General features: G+C 37.7%; 17 protein-coding genes. 14 read left to right on the top strand and 3 right to left on the bottom strand.

Annotated features, from left to right (window positions below; genetic code table 11):
• Positions 1–103: 103 nt before the first annotated feature.
• The 9 genes from ACP6L2_RS15165 to rodA all read left to right on the top strand — a co-directional run bounded on the left by ACP6L2_RS15165 (position 104) and on the right by rodA (position 11,443).
• The gene (locus ACP6L2_RS15165) at positions 104–1,426 is read left to right on the top strand and encodes an NAD(P)/FAD-dependent oxidoreductase (protein ID WP_440510156.1); all 1,323 of its coding nucleotides are present in this window, start codon (positions 104–106) and stop codon (positions 1,424–1,426) included.
• A gap of 143 nt (positions 1,427–1,569) precedes the next feature.
• A complete protein-coding gene (locus tag ACP6L2_RS15160) occupies positions 1,570–1,893 on the top strand; it encodes an SdpI family protein (protein ID WP_440510155.1) in 324 nt (107 codons plus the stop codon).
• A 320-nt stretch (positions 1,894–2,213) separates the two neighbouring features.
• Positions 2,214–3,878, top strand: a complete 1,665-nt coding sequence (locus ACP6L2_RS15155; protein ID WP_440510154.1) for a helix-hairpin-helix domain-containing protein — start codon at positions 2,214–2,216, stop codon at positions 3,876–3,878.
• Positions 3,879–3,892: 14 nt separating this feature from the next.
• Positions 3,893–5,560: a M1 family metallopeptidase gene (locus ACP6L2_RS15150; RefSeq protein WP_440510153.1), complete on the top strand. Its 1,668-nt coding sequence runs from the start codon at positions 3,893–3,895 to the stop codon at positions 5,558–5,560.
• Between the two features lie 151 nt (positions 5,561–5,711).
• Positions 5,712–6,734 carry a rod shape-determining protein gene (locus ACP6L2_RS15145; protein ID WP_344673666.1) on the top strand — a complete coding sequence of 341 codons (1,023 nt, stop codon included), beginning with the start codon at positions 5,712–5,714 and terminating at the stop codon, positions 6,732–6,734.
• A gap of 81 nt (positions 6,735–6,815) precedes the next feature.
• The gene (gene mreC / locus ACP6L2_RS15140) at positions 6,816–7,652 is read left to right on the top strand and encodes a rod shape-determining protein MreC (RefSeq protein WP_440510152.1); all 837 of its coding nucleotides are present in this window, start codon (positions 6,816–6,818) and stop codon (positions 7,650–7,652) included.
• Positions 7,645–8,172 carry a rod shape-determining protein MreD gene (gene mreD, locus ACP6L2_RS15135; protein ID WP_440510151.1) on the top strand — a complete coding sequence of 176 codons (528 nt, stop codon included), beginning with the start codon at positions 7,645–7,647 and terminating at the stop codon, positions 8,170–8,172. The genes mreC and mreD overlap by 8 nt, the downstream gene beginning before the upstream one ends.
• A 21-nt stretch (positions 8,173–8,193) precedes the next feature.
• Positions 8,194–10,170 carry a penicillin-binding protein 2 gene (mrdA, locus tag ACP6L2_RS15130; protein ID WP_440510150.1) on the top strand — a complete coding sequence of 659 codons (1,977 nt, stop codon included), beginning with the start codon at positions 8,194–8,196 and terminating at the stop codon, positions 10,168–10,170.
• 1 nt (position 10,171) lies between these two features.
• Positions 10,172–11,443, top strand: coding sequence for a rod shape-determining protein RodA (gene rodA / locus ACP6L2_RS15125; RefSeq protein WP_440510149.1), 1,272 nt, complete (start codon positions 10,172–10,174; stop codon positions 11,441–11,443).
• Between the two features lie 83 nt (positions 11,444–11,526).
• Here rodA and ACP6L2_RS15120 read toward each other — a convergent pair whose 3' ends face one another.
• The 3 genes from ACP6L2_RS15120 to ACP6L2_RS15110 are packed head-to-tail and all read right to left on the bottom strand — an operon-like array spanning position 11,527 to position 13,846.
• On the bottom strand, positions 11,527–12,381 hold the full coding sequence (locus tag ACP6L2_RS15120; RefSeq protein WP_440510148.1) for a nucleoside phosphorylase: 855 nt from the start codon (positions 12,379–12,381) through the stop codon (positions 11,527–11,529).
• The gene (locus ACP6L2_RS15115; protein WP_440510147.1) at positions 12,378–12,995 is read right to left on the bottom strand and encodes an IMPACT family protein; all 618 of its coding nucleotides are present in this window, start codon (positions 12,993–12,995) and stop codon (positions 12,378–12,380) included. Before ACP6L2_RS15115 ends, ACP6L2_RS15120 begins: the two co-directional genes overlap by 4 nt.
• Positions 12,992–13,846 carry an EamA family transporter gene (locus ACP6L2_RS15110; protein ID WP_440510146.1) on the bottom strand — a complete coding sequence of 285 codons (855 nt, stop codon included), beginning with the start codon at positions 13,844–13,846 and terminating at the stop codon, positions 12,992–12,994. The genes ACP6L2_RS15115 and ACP6L2_RS15110 overlap by 4 nt, the downstream gene beginning before the upstream one ends.
• A 907-nt stretch (positions 13,847–14,753) precedes the next feature.
• On the opposite strand from ACP6L2_RS15110, the gene ACP6L2_RS15105 reads away from it, so the two are divergent.
• The 5 genes from ACP6L2_RS15105 to ACP6L2_RS15085 all read left to right on the top strand — a co-directional run bounded on the left by ACP6L2_RS15105 (position 14,754) and on the right by ACP6L2_RS15085 (position 19,984).
• A complete protein-coding gene (locus tag ACP6L2_RS15105; RefSeq protein WP_344673658.1) occupies positions 14,754–15,584 on the top strand; it encodes a prephenate dehydratase in 831 nt (276 codons plus the stop codon).
• A gap of 36 nt (positions 15,585–15,620) precedes the next feature.
• Positions 15,621–16,727 (top strand): chorismate mutase, encoded by a 1,107-nt coding sequence (locus tag ACP6L2_RS15100; protein WP_440510145.1) that lies wholly within the window; start codon positions 15,621–15,623, stop codon positions 16,725–16,727.
• A 1-nt stretch (position 16,728) separates the two neighbouring features.
• Complete coding sequence (gene aroA / locus ACP6L2_RS15095; RefSeq protein WP_440510144.1) at positions 16,729–17,979, top strand: 3-phosphoshikimate 1-carboxyvinyltransferase; 1,251 nt, start codon at positions 16,729–16,731, stop codon at positions 17,977–17,979.
• Between the two features lie 63 nt (positions 17,980–18,042).
• Complete coding sequence (gene aroC, locus ACP6L2_RS15090) at positions 18,043–19,128, top strand: chorismate synthase (protein WP_344673655.1); 1,086 nt, start codon at positions 18,043–18,045, stop codon at positions 19,126–19,128.
• Positions 19,115–19,984: an ROK family protein gene (locus ACP6L2_RS15085; protein ID WP_440510143.1), complete on the top strand. Its 870-nt coding sequence runs from the start codon at positions 19,115–19,117 to the stop codon at positions 19,982–19,984. The genes aroC and ACP6L2_RS15085 overlap by 14 nt, the downstream gene beginning before the upstream one ends.
• The last annotated feature ends 19 nt before the right edge of the window (positions 19,985–20,003 follow it).

The following is a 20,003-nucleotide window of genomic DNA, read 5'->3' as shown; positions in this document are numbered from 1 at the left end:
AAGGGCTCTTAATCTAAATTTAATGCAATTATTTACTAAATAATGCAGGAAAATGTCAGATATTTGTGCCTTATTTTAAAATTCTTACAAAGAGAAAAGTATTATGTTACTAAATCGTTCTGAGAGAAATTTCCCAAGAGTAATCGTGATAGGTGCAGGCTTTGGTGGTGTTGAATTAGCACGCCGCTTAAAGAATAAAGAAGTTGAGGTTTTATTAATTGATCGAAATAATTACCACACTTTTCAGCCATTGATGTACCAAGTAGCTACAGGTACGTTGGCATCAGATTCCATATCTTTTCCTCTACGTAAGATGTTCAAGAATCAAGATAATTTCCGTTTCCGTTTGGCTGAAGTGTTACGCATTGACGCGGAGCAGAAAATTGTACACACTTCGGTAGCTGACTACGACTATGATTATTTAGTGGTAGCAACAGGTGCAACAAGTAATTTCTTCGGAAATAAAGAAGTAGAAAAATATTCCTTACCCATGAAGAATATCGTTGAGGCATTGAATATTCGTTCTTACATGATTCAGAATTTAGAAGAAGCGGTATTACGTAAGAATTCAGAAGATCGCCAGCGGTATTTGAATTTCGTTGTTGTAGGAGGAGGTCCAACAGGAGTTGAACTTTCTGGAGCGATTGCGGAGTATCAACAACATATGCTTAAGAAAGATTATCCTGAGCTCTCTACTTACGACATGAAAGTGTATTTGGTAGAAGGTACTGGTAAAATCTTAGGTGCATTATCTGAGAAGTCGTCCCGAGATGCCGAACGATATTTAAATGAGCTTGGTGTTAAAGTTACTTTAAACACAGTAGTAACCGGTTATGATGGTAATACTGTAACACTTTCCTCCGGAGAGCAAATCCCTTCAAAAACTTTGTTATGGGGAGCAGGAGTTATGGGGCAAATGCCTGAAGGTATTGACCCAGCGATTATCGAGCGTGGAAACCGTATCCGTATCGATCAACAATGTCGAGTAGAGGGATTAAAAGATGTGTATGCCATTGGAGATGTTTCAGCAATGATATCGGAAGATAACCCACGTGGCTTACCTGGCGTCGCTCCAGTAGCGCAGCAGCAAGGAAAATATGTGGCTCAGCATATCATGAATATATTGAACAAGCAGGAAACTGCAGATTTCAAATACTTTGATAAAGGATCTATGGCTACCGTTGGAAGAAATCGTGCGGTAGTAGATATGGGTAGTTTTCATATGAAAGGATTTCTAGCATGGGCAACCTGGATGTTTGTGCATTTGGTTTCCATATTTGGATTTAGAAACCGAGTGGTAACTTTTGTAAACTGGAGCATTAAATTCCTGACGAAGAACTCCGGTATTCGCTTAATCATTCACAAATATCACAGGCCAGAGACAATCAAGGCAAACGAAGAACTGCAAAACCTTAAAACAAATTAAAATAAAAGAGAACCCTATCCAAAATCGGATAGGGTTTTTAATTTCATCTCCCTCCACTCTATTTCTTTTTTAATTTTCAGGTTAATTTTATGTGAATCTTCTAAAAAAATCCTATTTTAAGATTTGAATTTATTAGCAGAAGCATGGTTGAATTAATAGCCTTCGGGACAATCCTATTTGTATGTATTTATTGGTTGGTATTTCCACCTAAAAAACCTAACTCCATTTTTGGCTATAGAACACCTTTATCCATGCAATCTTTGGAGAATTGGCGATTTTCCAATAATTATGCTCCTCGCCTACTAACTCCCTTTATTGCATTAGCTTTTATTTTGATTGTGGTCCATAAAATTACACCATTTTTCTATGCTGAGCCATTGGCTGTAGGACTATTGTTTTCGGGTATTTTACTCACATTAATCCTAACAGAAAGTCAACTTCGCAAAAGAAATAATGACAAGAAATAATTACGATTTCACAACATATTATACCTAATAACCTTATTTACCCCCTTATTATTGTTAAAAAATGTTAACTCTCATGCCTTTGCACACGAAAGGCACGAGGCTTGCGTTTTAGTATTAAAGAAAGCAAAAGAGTAATAAGAGTAAAATAATTTCATAATTTAGGTTAATAATTGGTTTGGTAAAATCCTGAGGTTCCCCACCTCAGGATTTTTTTATTGGAGCCATCCTAATAATCCTCCAATTGTATCTATTCTACTGCATCCTTGCCTCTCTCCCAATAATTCGTATTTTTGAGAACCTCAATACAAACACGATACATCATGACAAACAAAGACATCTCAAAGGTTTTCAAATTATGTGGACAATTAATGGAATTGCACAATGAGAATTCCTTTCGGATGAAGGCAATGACCACTGCAGCATTTAGAATTGAAAAACTTCCGTTTTCTGCAGCAGATTCTAATCTAGAAGAGCTTAGTGAACAACCCAATATTGGCAAAAGTACTGCAGAAAAAATCATGCAGGTGGTTACTACAGGGACATTTCCAGAGTTGGATAAACTCATTGAAAAGACCCCTGAAGGGATTATTGAAATGATGAAAATCAAAGGTTTGGGCCCTAAGAAAGTTCAAATAATATGGAAAGACTTGGAGATTGAATCTATTGGGGAATTGTATTATGCTTGCAATGAGAACCGCTTAATTGAAGCCAAGGGTTTTGGACTAAAAACACAAGAGGACATCAAAAAAGCCATTGAATTCAGCATTGCTAGTCAAGGATGGTTCCTATATGCACGGGTAAAACCGTTTGCTGAAGATGTATTTCAACAGTTACAAAAACAAGCTGAGAACAAACGGATATCCTTTACAGGAGATTATCGCCGTAAAATGGAGACCTTACAGGAAGTCGCTATTTTAATTGAGGCTGACCAAGCGGATGCCATAAGCCTGGTTGAAGGATTAAAATATGAATTAAATGTAGATCAAGAGCATTCACAGGTTCGCTTTAAGGACGCTAATGGTTATTCCTTCGTTTTGAAAGCAAGCAATGCTATTGACTTTGCAAAAAACTTGTTAATAAGCACAGGATCTAAAGAACATCTTGAAGCTTTATCAAAATTAGGTGAAATAGACAGCCTAGACTCTGAAGAAGCCATCTATAAATCCTTAGGTTTAGCTTATATCGAACCAGAGCTGCGAGAAGGTGGCAATGAAATAGAATTAGCAAAGACAAATCAATTACCAAGTTTGATTACCTATGCGGATTTAAAAGGAAGTTTACACAATCACTCCACCTATTCAGATGGGGTCCATAGCCTTGCAGATATGGCTTCCTATTGTAAGGATGAATTAGGACTAGAATACTTAGGGATTTGTGACCACTCCAAAACTGCCGTTTATGCAAATGGATTGAGTATTGATCGCGTAGAACAGCAATGGGTAGAGATCGATGCTCTAAACCAAAAAATGGCACCCTTTAAGATTTTTAAGGGAATTGAATCAGACATTCTTGCTGATGGATCATTGGATTATCCTGATGAGATATTGGCTAAGTTTGACTTTGTTGTTGCTTCGGTACACAGCAACTTGAAAATGGATGAAGAAAAGGCTACTACTCGATTAATCAAGGCTATTGAAAACCCATACACGACCATATTAGGACACCCAACCGGACGTTTACTTTTGTCTAGATCGGGATATCCGATAGATTATAAAAAAGTTATTGACGCATGTGCGGCAAATCAAGTGGTTATTGAGATAAATGCAAATCCATTACGATTAGATTTGGATTGGCGCTGGCATCAATATGCCTTGGAAAAGGGAGTCTTATTATCCATCAACCCAGATGCCCATAGAAAAGAGGGATTCCTAGATATGGAATATGGTGTTTATGTAGGAAGAAAAGGTGGATTGACAAAAGAAAAGTGTCTTAATGCCTTTAGCTTAGAAGCCATTACCAATTTTTTTAACCAGAAAAAGAAATAACCAAACACCTAATTATGATAAACAAAGGAAAAGCTGTCTTGAGCGGACTTTTATTGCTTGCAGGATTGCAGCAAGGACAAGCACAATTGATGAAAGCCAAAGAGATTTACAACAAGGCAGACTCTTTACGAGGACAATTGACTCCATTAAGAACCTGTTATGATGTACTTTATTACCATTTAGATGTTAAAGTAGACATAGATAACAAGTTCATCTCCGGTAGCAATGAATTCAAATTCAAAGCAGTAGATCGGTTCAATAAATTGCAATTTGACTTATTTGACAACCTTTCGGTTGATAAAGTCGTATATAAAGGAAAAAACTTAGAATTCAGCAGAGAGTACAATGCGGTTTTTGTCAATTTCCCTGAGTATATCGAAAAAGGGAAAGAGGACTCTTTTACAGTATATTATTCCGGCAATCCCATCCAGGCCACTCGTGCACCTTGGGATGGTGGATTTGACTGGAAAAAGGACAGCAATGGTAAGCCTTGGGTTGCTACAGCATGCCAGGGATTAGGAGCCAGTGTTTGGTGGCCAAATAAAGACCATCAATCTGATGAACCCGAAGGCATGATGATTTCAGTTGCTGTACCAAATGGCTTAATGAATGTATCCAATGGGCGATTGGTTAAAACAGAAAAATTAAAGGATGGATATACCAAGTACCACTGGCAAGTAAAAAATCCAATTAACAACTATAATGTGGCACTTAACATAGGAGACTATGCCCATTTTAAAGAAAGCTACGCAGGTGAAAAGGGCAAGTTGGATTTGGACTATTATGTGCTTAAGGAAAATGCTGGTAAGATTGATTTCCTAAAGAAAAATGCTAACGAAACCTTAAAGGCTTTCGAGCATTGGTTTGGTCCATATCCTTTTTATGAAGACGGTTATAAATTGGTTGAGACATCGCACTTAGGAATGGAGCATCAGAGTGCCATTGCTTATGGAAACAAGTTTCAGAACGGTTATTTGGGACGCGATGGTTCAGGTACTGGCTGGGGTATGAAATGGGACTTTATCGTGGTTCATGAGTCAGGACATGAATGGTTTGGGAATAACATTACCGCAAAAGATCTTGCAGATATGTGGATCCATGAAAGTTTCACTAATTATTCGGAGGCTCTTTTTATTGATTATTTCTATGGCAAGAAAGCTTCACAAGCTTATGTTAATGGCAACCGTACTGCCATCCAAAACAACAGTCCTTTACAGGGTCCATATGGTGTCAATAAGGAAGGATCTGGGGATATGTATAACAAGGGCGGCGTGTTACACAATATGATCCGCACAATGCTGGAAGATGATGATAAATGGCGTGAATTGTTAAGGGGCATGAACAAGCAGTTTTACCATCAAACTGTAGATTATAACGATATCTTAAGTTACATGAATGAACATACCGGAATTGACCTGACAAAAGTGTTTGATCAGTATGTCCGTCATAAAGGAATCCCTACCTTAGAAATCAAAGAAACGCCAAAAGCAGGAACGTTCTTAATCCGTTGGATTTCAGAGGTCGACAACTTTAAAATGCCAGTTCATATATTCGATAAAGATGGCAAGGCAATACGGATTCAAGCGACAAGCAGATGGACTACGCATAGCTTTGAAGGATTGACCAAGGAGAGCATAAAACCTGACACCTTTAACTATTATATTGGGGTTAGCATACAATAATTTACAAGGATAAACGTTAGCAATACCATATGTCGAAAAAAATAAAAAGCTAAAGGAATTTTACTACAGAATTATCTTTTTGGCTTTATATAAAAACCATTTTTTTTCATTAGGTTTGCATTTAAATTTTATAACATACTTTCACAACTAAATGGGGCTTTTTAATTGGTTTACGCAAGAAGTTGCAATAGACTTGGGTACAGCTAACACCCTGATCATTCATAATGACAAAGTAGTAGTTGACGAGCCATCTATCGTGGCATTTGACCGCAAGACGAATAAGGTAATTGCCATAGGTCGTCAGGCGATGCAGATGGAGGGTAAGACACATGATGATATTAAAACAGTTAGGCCACTTCGCGATGGTGTAATTGCAGACTTTACGGCTGCAGAACACTTGATTCGTGGGATGGTTCGATTGATAAATAAAGGAAAAACATTATTCTTCCCTTCTTTACGTATGGTAGTTTGTATCCCTTCAGGCATAACTGAGGTGGAGAAGCGCGCTGTACGCGATTCAGCAGAGATTGCTGGAGCAAAAGAGGTTTACTTAATTCACGAGCCTATGGCAGCTGCTGTTGGTATCGGGATTGATGTAGAAGAACCGGTTGGAAACATGATCATCGATATCGGTGGTGGTACAACGGAGATTGCCGTTATTGCCCTATCTGGTATTGTATGTGATCAATCTATCCGAGTTGCCGGAGATAACTTTGATTCTGACATCGTTCAATATATTCGTCGTCAGCACAATATCATGATTGGAGACCGTACTGCGGAGAAGATTAAGATTGAAGTTGGTGCTGCACTTCCTGAACTAACCGATCCACCAGAGGATTTTGCCGTTCAAGGTCGTGATTTGATGACTGGTATTCCTAAGCAGATTACAGTTTCTTATACCGAGATTGCACACTGTTTAGATAAATCTATTTCAAAGATTGAAGAGGCAATTCTTAAAGCATTGGAGATTACTCCTCCAGAGCTTTCAGCAGACATTTACCAAACCGGTATCTATTTAACTGGAGGTGGCGCCTTATTACGTGGATTAGATAAACGTATTCAAGCAAAAACAAAATTGCCAGTACATGTAGCTGAAGATCCGCTTCGCGCTGTAGTACGTGGTACAGGTATCGCATTAAAGAACATTGGTCGATTCAAGTTCTTAATGCAGTAATAAAATGAAAAAAATTTATTTCGTACGCGATATACTGTTACTCCAAACCGTATATCGCGTACCTATTAAAAGCGATTTAGAATGAAAAACCTTTGGCTTTTCTTGGTAAGATACAACGCCTTCTTTTGGTTTATGTTGTTCTTTATCGTTTCGCTTTTGTTAGTTGTCCAAAATAATAGATTTCAACGTTCTGCCTTTGTAAATTCATCCAATGTATTGGTCGGCTCTTTCTATGACAAATTAAATTCTTGGAAAAGCTATTTAGCCTTAGAGGAAACCAATAAGAATTTAGCACAAGAGAATGCACAACTGAGACAACAACTTCAACATTATTTATTGACGGATACCTTGGACTCTGTACGTGTAGAAGATTCTATCGAAATGAATCGTTATAGATTCACCATGGCAGAGGTTGTCAATAACAGTATCCACCAGAAGAGTAATTTCATCACCATTAACAAAGGATCTCTGGATGGGGTTGAAAAAGGATTGGGTGTGATAACATCCAATGGTGTGGTAGGCATCGTATTAAATGTATCTCAACATTTTAGTACCATACAATCACTTTTACATCCCGACACCCGTATTTCCGTGACCTTAGATACAACCAATGTATTTGGATCCTTGGTTTGGGGAAATAGTATTGACCCGCAGTATGCATTAGTGAGGGATATCCCGAACCATGTCAAAGTAATTAAGGGACAAAAAGTCTATACATCTGGATTCTCGTTGTTTCCAAAAGGAATTGAAATTGGCTCAGTTGCCGAAACAGGTATTACCTCAGGAGAAAGCTTTTTAGATGTAAAAATAAAGCTTAGAACGAATTTCAGCAATCTAAACCATGTGTATGTGGTCAAGGACTTGTATGAAGCAGAGAAAAATCAATTAGAGACACAAACGGAGGATAACAATGGGTAGAGTTATTATTTTCAACTTACTTCGTTTTGTGGCATTGATTGCTTTACAGGTGGTATTATTCAAAAATATCGGTTATTATAACCTAGCTACGCCATTTCCTTATATCTTAATCATTCTGTTGCTGCCTATAAACATTCCGAATTTTATCTTATTCGTATTGGCATTTGCAACAGGATTAACAGTGGATGCATTTTATGATTCCATAGGCGTACATGCTGCAGCCTGTGTAGCATTGGCTTGGTTCCGTATTTTCTTTTTCAAGATTACCTTAGATGTGGATGTTCAAAATTCTTTTGAGACACCTTCCTTAGGCATCATGGGATCAAAATGGTTTATGACCTATGCTGCTATTGGAACATTGGTACACCACATTGTACTATTCCATGTAGAATATTTCAGCTTTTCTAATTACTTAAGTACCTTATTCAGTATTCTATTGAGCAGTATTTTTACTATCTTGTTAACACTACTGATCAGTTTACTGATTTACAAGAGGAAGTCGCGGTTATTAGGCAATTAAACAAATTAGGGGGTTCATTTCATGAACAATAGTTTCTTCAATCGGAAGTTCGTCATTCAGGGGATTTTTATTGCTATTGCGTTAGTGATTATTGCAAGGTTATTTTTTCTGCAAATCATTGACGATAGGTATCTTTTATCTGCCAACAACAACGTGATGCGGAAGGAGATTATTTACCCTGCACGTGGAGTAATCTTAGACCGAAATGGCAAAATCTTGGTCCAAAATGAACCTGTATATGATTTATTGGTTACCCCTCGAGAAGTTAAAGACATCGACACCCTCCTACTTTGTGATCTATTAAGTATTAAGAAGGAAGATTTTGATGAGCGTATGAAGAAAGCTCGTGCGCATTCTCCATATCGGGCCTCGCAATTCATGAAGCAAATATCCTCATCGGTATATGCTACGCTTCAGGAGCATTTATATAAATTCCGGGGATTCTATGTTCAAAACCGTACGGTCAGAAATTATCCAGACAGTATTGCTGCCCAATTTTTGGGTTATATCCAGGAGGTAGGCGAAAAGGATATTGAACGGTCAAACGGCTTCTATCGTCCTGGGGATTATATTGGAGCTTCAGGGGTTGAACGGGCATACGAAGAGCTCTTACGAGGAAAACGAGGCGTTCGAAATATGATGGTCGATGCTTTAAATAGACCTAAAGGAAGGTTTATGGAAGGCAAATACGACACCTTAGCGGTTACAGGTGATGGCCTAGTTTCATCGCTCGACAAGGAATTACAGATCCTGGCAGAGAAGATGATGAAGAATAAGCTAGGTTCTGTAGTAGCTATTGAACCTTCCACTGGTGAGATTTTGACCTTTGTAAGTAGTCCAGGTTATAACCCCAATAAGATGGTAGGACGAGAAAAGGGCAATAACTACATGAAAATGTTGCACGATGAGACGAAGCCGATGTTTATTCGTCCTATTCAGGCCTCCTATCCTCCAGGTTCTGTATTTAAGGTAGTTTCTGCCTTGACAGCACAACAAGCGGGAGTAATAAATGATCAGACCATATTTTACTGTGGTGGTGGATACCGATACAGTGGTGGCCGCGCGATTATGCGCTGTACGCACGTGGATGGAGCAACGGGTTTGGTGAAGTCCATTAAAATGTCTTGTAACACTTATTACGGCTATGTATATGCCAAAATGATTGATGGTCGTGGGATGGAAAGCTATAAGGCATATGATCTTTGGCGCGATGGCTTACAGAAGTTTGGTCTTGGTACTAAATTGGGAATCGATCTTCCAGGAGAAAACCCAGGTTTGGTTCCAACATCCAGTTTTTATACGAAACGTTTGGGTAGTAATAAATGGAAATCCGGCTATAACATTTCCTTATCGATTGGTCAAGGAGAAATGGGTATTACCCCTTTACAAATGGCCAATATCATGGCAATTGTTGCGAACCGTGGTTTTTATTACCGTCCTCACCTGATTAAAGGGATTGGGGAAAAACAAATTGCGAAAGAAGAGTTTACCGAAAAAATATTTGCTGGTGTTGATGCTAAATACTACGAGCCAGTTATCGAAGGTATGAGTCAGGCGGTTAATCAAGGGGGTACGGGTGCAGCTTCGAGAATTGCAGGAATTGAGATGTGTGGTAAAACTGGAACAGTACAAAACCCACATGGAGATAATCACGCTGTATTCTTTGCCTTTGCACCTCGAGAGAATCCTAAAATTGCCATTGCTGTCTTTGTAGAGAATGCGGGATATGGAGGAACATGGGCTGCGCCAATAGCAAGTATGTTGGTTGAAAAGTATTTGAAAGATACCATCACTTTACCAAAATATATTCAGGACCGTATTTATAACGGAGTCTTACTTCCAAAACCTAAAAAGAAAGTAGAGAAAGTACAGGAAAAGGCTAAAAAGGACAGCACGAAAAACAAGGCGCAACAGACATTGAAAACTACGGCCACAGAGCCTAAAAAACAAGCACAAGCAGCATCCCTATTGGTACACCATAGTCAAGTGAAGAGATAAGATGAATAATTTAAATAACAGAAGTTTCTTTGGACGTATTGACTGGATTACCATTGGTCTGTGGCTAACTCTATGCTTGATTGGATGGTTCAATATACACGCCGCAGTTTATGATCCTGAGAATCCAGGTTTATTTAATTTGGCAACGAATTATGGTAAACAATCCATCTATATACTTTCAGCATTAATCATCGGAATCTGTATATTGATTATAGACTCTAGGTTCTTTATGTCCTCAGCTCCTATTATTTATGCCATCGTTGTTTTATTATTGGTAGCCGTACTGGTAGTCGGAAGGAATGTAGGGGGAAATCAAGCTTGGATACCCTTAGGAAGCTTTAGGCTTCAGCCTTCTGAATTTGGAAAGCTTGCAACCTGTTTACTCCTAGCCTATTACCTGAGTAATCAAACGAATAAAACACCAAATATGAAGACCTTATTCATTGGTGCTGCTATCGTTTTATTTCCAGTAGGATTGGTTATGTTGCAACCTGATACAGGTTCTGCCCTAGCCTTCTTTTCTTTAACTTTTGTATTCTATAGAGAGGGTTATTTAAGTACAGGGTTTTTAATCATTGCAGGCTTAGCTATTTTCCTTTTCGTTATGGCCCTATTAATTCCTCAATGGTTGATAATAGGTATTATTGCTGTAATCTGTGGCTTCCTGGCTTTTATGATGCGGAAGAAACGAAAGAATGTAATTAATATGGTGGTTCTTTTTGTCGTTTCTTCTGTCTATGTCTTATCCGTTGATTTTGCCTACGAAAAGATTCTTCAGCCACACCAAAGGAATCGTATTGACATCATTCTAGGTAAAATGGATGATCCAAAGGGTCAAGGTTATAACTTAAATCAATCAAAAATAGCTATTGGTTCTGGACAGTTATTTGGTAAAGGATATTTACAAGGAACTCAAACTAAATACAATTTCGTACCGGAGCAAAGTACTGACTTTATTTTCTGTACCATCGGTGAGGAATGGGGTTTCGTAGGATCCGTTGTATTAATTTCCATATATCTTGCATTACTACTTCGAATCGTCAATATTGCCGAACGACAGCGTACGGCCTTCGCAAGAATTTATGCTTATGGTGTAGCTTCTATCCTATTCTTTCACTTCTTTATAAATATTGGGATGACGATTGGGATAGTACCGGTAATCGGGATTCCATTGCCTTTTATTAGTTATGGAGGTTCATCGCTTTGGTCTTTTACCATACTCCTATTTATCCTGTTACGATTCGATTCCTCTAGAAAAGGAACGGTTAGTTAGGTGGTGAGCCCGCTACGCTTTGAGACAATAGATAACAGACAACAGACTTTGATTTTGCAGACAATACGCATCTAACAAAATTCCTACAGTCTGCTAAGGACCATTTGAATGGCTTTGTCTACAATTTCTTGAGGATTTTCCGCAAAGGTTTCTTTTACACGACTTGCTAATATGGCATTTATGGATAAGGCATGATGACCCAACATATTGCTTAGCGCATAGATTCCTGCAGTTTCCATTTCCAAGTTGGTAATCTTTCGGTTGTTCACTTGAAAGGTATTCGCTTGACGTATGAGATTAGGATAAACATTTTGCGTACGAAGTTGACGACCTTGTGGACCGTAGAATCCTGGAGCAGTCATGGTTATACCTTTTGGAAGGTCAAAGGCAAACTTCTTTAGTAACTCAGGGGAAGCATGTCCTATATAAGGCCTGAAACTAAGGTCATCAAATGTTTGAAGAACAGCCTGCTGAATTTCGTTTTCTTGAGTGGAATACGGTTTTTTATAATACTGCATGAGCGAGTCAAAACCTATGGCATATTCACTTGCCAAGATAGTTCCCATAGCAATATTTCCTTGAATTGAACCAGAGGTTCCAATTCGAATAATGTCTAATGGTTTGATTTCAGGTTTTAAACTACGTGTTTGGAAGTCAATATTTACAAGTGCATCCAATTCATTAAGCACAATATCAATATTGTCTGTACCTATACCCGTGGAAATGACAGTTATCCTTTTATCCTTTACATAACCTGTATGAGTAATAAATTCGCGCTTACCTTTTTTTAGTTCGATACGGTCAAAATATTTGGATACCTCAGGTACTCGATCGGGATCTCCAACAAAAATGATGGTATCCGCAATATCTTCAGGCTTTAGATTGAGGTGGTAAATGCTACCATCCGCATTGATAATAAGTTCAGAATCGTTAATCATATGGTTCGTAAATAAGCGATCTTAATGCACTCAATCTTTTCCAATCTTCCGAGCACCTCGTTCACTTGTAATTTACGGATTTCAAATTGCAATTTGCAGTTGGTATCAAAATCTTGACCCAAAATATTTAATTCAGCATCCTTCATAACACGCATGACATCATTCATCTGTACGTAGTCAAATGTCAGTTCATAGACATCGTTGACTGTGCATTCCAAGATATTGGCTTCTTTCAAAGCTTCCTGAGTTGCTGTTTTATAAGCATTGATAAGTCCAGGTACACCTAAAAGGGTTCCTCCAAAATAGCGAACCACAACAACTAAGATATTGGTAATGTCTTGAGATAACAGCACATTGAGGATTGGCCGTCCTGCTGTTCCTGATGGTTCTCCATCATCATTTACACGAAATACAGAACGATCTGGCGTAAGGCGATATGCCCAGCAATGGTGTCTTGCCTTGGGATGTAAGGATTTTAGTTCGGCAATAATATCCTTTAGTTTAGCTTCATCTTGAAACGGATAGGCGTAGGCAATAAATTTCGATCCCTTATCTCGGAAAATCCCTTCAACTGATGTATCAATAGTACGGTATGTATCTTCAAATAAACTCACAGAAATGCTATTAATAAAACTGATATAAGTGCCAAAAATACCCCTATTTTATTGTAATTGCTAAGTTTCTCCTTAAATATTAATACACCAACCAATGCCCCAACAGCAATTACCCCGATATTCATTCCTGTAAATACAATAGATGGGCTGTCTGGTAAAGCTCGGTGAGCTTTCATATAAAAAACGATATTTCCGAAATTAAAAAGACCTAATATTAGACCATATACAACTGCTGTTTTATCAAATCTTTGCTTTTTTATGAATAGAAGATACATTAAAAATAGAAAGGCAAAGAAAAAGGCCAATACAAATACAATCCATAAGGAGGACATATAGGTTATACCAACAAGTTTAGAAACCTGCTTAAACAATACGTCAATAATACCCATGCCAATGAATACCATTAAAGGAAAGATCCAAGTACCTTTTTGTTCACCTTCTTGCTTTTTATTCCAACCTATGGAAAACACAATTGCTGTTAAACCAACTGCAATACCAATAAATTTAGTAGGTTGTAATTGCTCCCCGAAATAAAAGAAAGCTGCCAATAATGGAATAAACAAGGATAATCTTTGAGCAACTTCAGTTTTAACAATACCGCCATAACGTATGGACATGGCTATGCAGATAAAGATGCTGGGAAGTAAAAATCCTAAGGCGAGATAGAGCTTCCATGGAAGGTCACTGTTCCATTCAACCAATTCAGGTTTTAAGATGAGGTAAGTCATCAGCAGAGCCATAGGGTAATTCCAAACTAGGAGCTGAAGGTAATTGACTTGCCTTTGTTTTGCAAACTTAATAATTACAGCAACTGTAACTGAACAGAGCACGCTGAGTAGGACGTATAACATGTCTATTTGGGTATATTATCCATTGAATGGCACAAATATATCCAAAACTAATTAATCAGTCTTCTCTAGAGGTGGAACAGCACTTAAACCTTGTAATAGTCTAGCTCGATTTCCTGTACATAATATCAATCGTTTTGGAATTATAACTTGCACTGTATCCAAACCCTCTTTTGGATTTGCTGTTTTCCTTATTTCCTGTACAACCTTCTTTTTATCTCGATCGAGATTATATGAACACGAAGTTATCAAGGTGAGCAATATACTCATAAACTGAAAAGTGAGTGATTTTATCATAATATTAAACTTTCAAGTCTAATTAAAGAGTCTTATAGTCCTGAATTTCCATAAATATGTTTGGCAAATTCAATAATTTTATGATTTAACACCTAAATTTATGTTAAAAATATATTAAATATTCAATATTTTAAACACATAAAATAGGACATTTTTTAACAAATTTTTCAATAAAAAAACTGATTATTTTCAATCAATTTTTTTATTGAAAAATACACAAAAATCAACTCAAAAAATCATAAAAACATATTTTAAATCATTTAAATCAATTTTTTAATAATTTTAATAGCAAAAATAATGAGCAAAATAATTGGTTTTTTTTAAGTATTTTTTAACGTATATTTTTTTACATTTTTTACTATATTTTTAAAGTTTAAACAATATGTTTTTACATTATTTTTAAAAAATATTTTGCACTTATAATAAGAAGCTCTATATTTGAAACAAATTAAACGGGAAATGCAAAAGCAATATACATATAGCAACTTCTGGTTCTTTTATTTTTATGATAAGAGCAGGGACTAGTATATGGTATTGGTAAAGATACATGAGGTCCCTGCTGAAAAGTTAGGGACCTTTTTTTTGACATTTAAAAATTGTACAACAAGAAAATATGAGTGAGAAAATTAAAATTGCTATCCAAGGTGTAAAAGCCTCCTTTCATGAGGAAGCAGCATATAAATATTTCGGAAGAGATATTGAAACCTTAGAATGTGCATCATTCAAGCAAACCTGCGAAATGCTGAAACAAGGCAAGGCAGATTATGTGGTGATGGCAATAGAGAACTCGATTGCAGGAAGCATCCTTCCGAATTACAACCTTTTAAGAGATTATAGATTCCACATCATTGGAGAAGTTCACTTGAACATTCAACAACATTTATTGGCATTGCCAGGTGTGAAATTGACAGATATTCAATTTGTAGAATCTCATCCTATTGCCATCCGCCAATGTGATGAATTCCTTTCGGATCATCCTGAATGGACCATAAAGGAAGGAATGGATACAGCAGCTTGCGCTAAAAAAATTAAAGAAGAAAAACTAACCCATACCGCAGCAATTGCTAGTGAGGCCGCAGCTAAACTATATGGATTGGAAATCGTGGAAAAACGTATTGAGACCAATAAAAAGAATTCCACACGCTTCCTGATATTATCCAACGAATTAGAAGAACAAAAGAATGCGAATAAAGCCTCCCTTTCTTTTCAAACATCGCATGCTATTGGTGCCTTAGCTTCTGTGCTTCAATGCTTCGCAGAACAGAATGTAAACTTGAGCAAGATTCAATCCATGCCTGTTGTAGGTCGAAGAAATGAGTATGATTTCTATGTAGACGTAGAATGGAAGAAACAAGCTGACTATGATGCAGCCATCCGGAAAGTACTTAAACATACGGTGAATTTCAGCATCATGGGCGAGTACATCAAAAACGAAAAAATATAATTTATCATCATTAGAAACTATTAAATAAAACATACAATGAAACATTCATTAGACATCCTTCCTTTAAAATCTTGGTTAGATACAGGAGATAAACCATTAATCATCGCGGGACCTTGTAGTGCAGAGACAGAAGAGCAATTGGTATCCACTGCACATTTACTAGCCAATACAGGTAAGGTGAATGTTCTACGTGCTGGAATCTGGAAACCTCGTACGCGTCCAGGAGAATTCGAAGGTATTGGAAGCATTGGATTAGAGTGGTTGAAACGTGCTAAAGAAGAGACAGGTTTGTTGACCGCTACTGAGGTTGCAACAGCAAAACACGTAGAGGAGGCTTTAGCGGCAGGTGTAGATGTATTATGGATTGGTGCTCGATCTACAGCAAACCCATTCACAGTACAGGAAATTGCTGATGCCCTTCAAGGAGTAGATGTTCCAGTTTTAGTAAAAAACCCAGTGAATCCAGATCTTTCCTTATGGATCGGTGCATTAGAGCGCGTAAATAGAGCTGGTATCAAGAAATTAGGTGCTATCCACCGTGGTTTCTCTTCTTACGAGAAAACAGCATTCCGTAACGAGCCAATGTGGGATTTAGCTATTCAATTGAAAACAATAGCACCAGATTTGCCTATCATTAATGACCCTAGCCACATTTGTGGTAACCGTGAGTTAATCCCTTACGTGACACAAAAAGCTATGGACATGGATATGCAAGGTTTAATTATCGAATCACATATTGATCCATCAGTAGCTTGGACAGATGCTAAACAACAGGTTACTCCTGCTGCTTTATCTGAGCTTTTAGATAATATTTCAGTTCGTAAGCCTGAGTCTAATAACCCAGCTTTCGAAGATAAATTAACAGAATTACGTGGACAGATTGATAAATTGGATGATCAGATCATCAAACAAATCGCTGACCGCATGAAGATTGCTGAGAAAATCGGTGAGTTCAAACGTGATAATAATGTAACGATTCTTCAAGTTAGTCGTTGGGATGAAATTGTTCAGAAACGTGTTCAATTAGCAAATGCTTTGAACCTAAGTGAAGAATTCACTGTAAAATACTTAGAGTTGTTGCACAACGAATCTATTCGTAAGCAAAATGAAGTGATGAATGCTAAAACAGTAGCGGAGGCTTAAGATGTCGGTGGAAAGCATTGAAATAACACATCCTTCAAAAAACATTCAGGGCACGGTTCAGTTGACTGGTTCAAAATCAGAGAGCAACCGTGCTCTAATTATCCAGGCTTTGAGCAAAGGCTTGGTTCAAGTTAAGAATCTTTCTGAAGCAGCAGATACAGTCACCTTAAAAGCTGCATTGGAGAAAGCTGCAAACCCTCAGGCCGGTGATAATTTAATTGACATTGGCCCTGCAGGTACAGCCATGCGTTTTTTATCATCTTACCTTAATCTAGTCAAAGGAAACTTTATCCTGACTGGTACTGAACGCATGCAACAAAGACCAATCGGAATCTTAGTTGATGCCCTTAAGGATTTAGGAGCAGATATTCACTATGAGAAAAAATCTGGTTATCCGCCTTTAAAAATAGAAGGTGGAATGATCCAAGGAAAAGACACTATTGCAATTCAAGGAAATGTCAGTAGTCAGTATATTTCCTCACTCTTGTTGATTGCTGCAAATCTTAAAAAAGGTCTGACAATTAATATTCAAGGTGAATTAACCTCACGTCCTTATGTGACCATGACACTTGAAATGCTGAAAGAATGTGGAATAGACAATAATTTCACAGAAAATCAAATCAGTATTGCTAAGCAAGATTATAAAGATAATACGATTTACGTAGAACCGGATTGGAGTGCTGCTTCATATTGGTATTCGATCGTCGCTCTTTCAGAAAACGGCCATATTGTATTACCTGGATTAAAAGAGCACAGTCTTCAAGGTGATATGGCAATTGTGGAGATTATGAAGCATTTCCAAGTAGAATCATCTTTTGAAAAGGATGGCTTACATCTTAGAAAGGTTGATACGAAATCAGATAAGACCTTATTCGATTTTAAGGAATGTCCAGATTTGGCGCAGACCGTAGTGGTTATTGCCTCTGCCATGAAGAAAGATGTTTCTTTCACGGGTTTAGAGACATTAAAGATCAAGGAAACAGATCGTATCTTGGCACTACAAACTGAAATCGGAAAATTCGGAGCTCAGTTAATCGAAGACAATGAGGTTTACCACTTAAAAACAGCTTCAGTAATCATCCCAGATACAATTACTTTTGGAACCTACGAAGACCACCGAATGGCAATGGCCTTTGCTCCTTTGGCATTGGTATTTCCAAAAGTCATCATTGAAGAACCTATGGTTGTCGAGAAATCCTATCCGGCATATTGGGAACATCTAAAAGCACAAGGATTCCACATTCAAGGTTAATCTTTTACGCAAGGCATATTAAATTTAACATCAAATTCATATATTTACGAGCATTATAGCATTATGGCAGGAAATTCTTTTGGCGATATTTTTAAGATTACAACATTTGGCGAATCTCACGGGAAAGCAATTGGTGTAATTATCGATGGTTGTCCATCTTTGATCGAAATTGATGAGGAATTTATCCAATCAGAATTAGACAAACGGAAACCCGGACAATCAAAAATCACGACACAAAGAAAAGAAAGCGACACAGCACAAATCCTTTCCGGTGTATTTGAGGGAAAATCTACCGGAACGCCCATTGCTATAATTATTCCCAATGAGGATCAACGCTCAAAGGACTACTCGCACATTCAAGATAAATTCAGACCTTCCCATGCTGATTTCACCTATCAGCAGAAATATGGCATTCGTGATTACCGCGGAGGTGGCCGTTCATCTGCTCGTGAAACAGCAGCTCGTGTAGCTGCGGGAGCTATTGCAAAACTGTTCTTGAAAAAACATGGCATTGAAATCTTTGCTCATGTTTCTGGAGTAGGCCATATAGAGGCTCCAAACATTGACTCAGCTGATTTAAATGCTTTATTGCAAATCCGTGAGGACAATATCGTGCGATGTGCAGATCCTGCAACAGCGAACGAAATGGCCGAGTTTATCGATGGTATTCGTAAGAATGGAGACACCGTTGGGGGAAGAATATCGACAGTAATCAGAAATGTTCCTGTAGGATTAGGAGAACCTGTTTTTGATAAACTTCATGCAGATTTAGCCAAAGCAATGATGAGCATTAATGCAGTACACGGCTTTGAATATGGATCTGGTTTTGAAGGTTCTTTTATGAAGGGTTCGGAACATAATGATATCTTTGTCAATGAGAATTCGAAAGTTAAGACGTTAACCAATTTTTCAGGTGGTATTCAAGGTGGGATATCCAATGGGATGGACATCACCTTTAAAACAGCATTTAAGCCTGTTGCAACCATTATGAGAGACCAAGCGACCATCAACGAAGAAGGCCAAGATACAACGATTTCAGGGAAAGGGAGACATGACCCATGCGTTGTACCTCGAGCAGTAATTATTGTGGAAGCTATGGCAGCTTTAGTGATTGCTGATCACCTCCTGAAGTTCAATGCCTATAAGTAAAATGCCTAAAAGCGATTATATCCTATCTTGTGATATCGGGGGAACACATATCACATCAGCAATAGTGGAAAAGTCCACTTGGACCATTGTGGAGGAAACCATTACAAGATCTAGTGTTAATTCATTAGAAAATGCTAAAACGATTTTCTCTTCCTGGACTAACAACATGAAAGCCTGTTTAGATAAATTCAATAATAGAATTAATCAAGTAGGAATAGCTGCTCCAGGACCCTTTGATTATGATCGTGGAATCGCGTTAATGAAAGGTCAATCCAAATATGACAGCCTTTACAATATCTGTGTTACTGAGCCAATTTTAGAGGGTTTGGGACAAGAAATATCCATTCGCTATATTAATGATGCAGCAGCTTTCCTTCAAGGGGAGGTTTTTGGATGCGGACTAGATCATCATGAATGTATATTGGGTGTTACCTTAGGTACTGGATTAGGATCGGCAGTGTGGCGTAACGGTGAAAAAGCATTTGATGCTAATCTTTGGGATACCCCCTACCAAGATTCTATTTTTGAAGAGTATTTAGTGACACGTTGGTTTGTTAGAAGATTCAAAGAATTGACCGGAATTGAAGAAAAGGGATTAAAAGAAATTTTAGCAAATTACCCGGACAAAGATGAAACAAAGCAATTGCTCCAAGAATACAGTGAAAACCTAGCTAATTTCTTGAAGTTCTTCAGCGAGAAATATCAATGTAATTATTTCGTAATAGGAGGAAACATTGTGAATGCTTGGGACAAGATCTTTTCAGATAAAAGCATCTTAGCTGATTATCAAATTGAAATCGGTAAATATCAAGAACATGCTGCCATCATAGGTGCTGCAGCTTTATTCTCAGAATAAGATAAATTGTAAGAGCTAA

Source organism: Sphingobacterium lactis, assembly GCF_051951495.1.
Lineage (GTDB): Bacteria > Bacteroidota > Bacteroidia > Sphingobacteriales > Sphingobacteriaceae > Sphingobacterium > Sphingobacterium lactis_A.
The sequence above is the reverse complement of the archived record's forward strand: the minus strand, read 5'-3'. Positions and strand labels throughout refer to the sequence as shown.

What these genes read in the sequence shown, in the direction of transcription:
- mreD (WP_440510151.1), top strand. Translation starts at nt 7,645, where the DNA reads ATGGGTAGAGTTATTATTTTCAACTTACTTCGTTTTGTGGCATTGATT.
- aroA (WP_440510144.1), top strand. Translation starts at nt 16,729, where the DNA reads ATGTCGGTGGAAAGCATTGAAATAACACATCCTTCAAAAAACATTCAG.
- mrdA (WP_440510150.1), top strand. Translation starts at nt 8,194, where the DNA reads ATGAACAATAGTTTCTTCAATCGGAAGTTCGTCATTCAGGGGATTTTT.
- ACP6L2_RS15105 (WP_344673658.1), top strand. Translation starts at nt 14,754, where the DNA reads ATGAGTGAGAAAATTAAAATTGCTATCCAAGGTGTAAAAGCCTCCTTT.
- ACP6L2_RS15100 (WP_440510145.1), top strand. Translation starts at nt 15,621, where the DNA reads ATGAAACATTCATTAGACATCCTTCCTTTAAAATCTTGGTTAGATACA.
- ACP6L2_RS15150 (WP_440510153.1), top strand. Translation starts at nt 3,893, where the DNA reads ATGATAAACAAAGGAAAAGCTGTCTTGAGCGGACTTTTATTGCTTGCA.
- ACP6L2_RS15085 (WP_440510143.1), top strand. Translation starts at nt 19,115, where the DNA reads ATGCCTATAAGTAAAATGCCTAAAAGCGATTATATCCTATCTTGTGAT.
- ACP6L2_RS15145 (WP_344673666.1), top strand. Translation starts at nt 5,712, where the DNA reads ATGGGGCTTTTTAATTGGTTTACGCAAGAAGTTGCAATAGACTTGGGT.
- ACP6L2_RS15165 (WP_440510156.1), top strand. Translation starts at nt 104, where the DNA reads ATGTTACTAAATCGTTCTGAGAGAAATTTCCCAAGAGTAATCGTGATA.
- mreC (WP_440510152.1), top strand. Translation starts at nt 6,816, where the DNA reads ATGAAAAACCTTTGGCTTTTCTTGGTAAGATACAACGCCTTCTTTTGG.
- ACP6L2_RS15160 (WP_440510155.1), top strand. Translation starts at nt 1,570, where the DNA reads ATGGTTGAATTAATAGCCTTCGGGACAATCCTATTTGTATGTATTTAT.
- ACP6L2_RS15110 (WP_440510146.1), bottom strand. Translation starts at nt 13,846, where the DNA reads ATGTTATACGTCCTACTCAGCGTGCTCTGTTCAGTTACAGTTGCTGTA.
- ACP6L2_RS15155 (WP_440510154.1), top strand. Translation starts at nt 2,214, where the DNA reads ATGACAAACAAAGACATCTCAAAGGTTTTCAAATTATGTGGACAATTA.
- rodA (WP_440510149.1), top strand. Translation starts at nt 10,172, where the DNA reads ATGAATAATTTAAATAACAGAAGTTTCTTTGGACGTATTGACTGGATT.
- ACP6L2_RS15120 (WP_440510148.1), bottom strand. Translation starts at nt 12,381, where the DNA reads ATGATTAACGATTCTGAACTTATTATCAATGCGGATGGTAGCATTTAC.
- aroC (WP_344673655.1), top strand. Translation starts at nt 18,043, where the DNA reads ATGGCAGGAAATTCTTTTGGCGATATTTTTAAGATTACAACATTTGGC.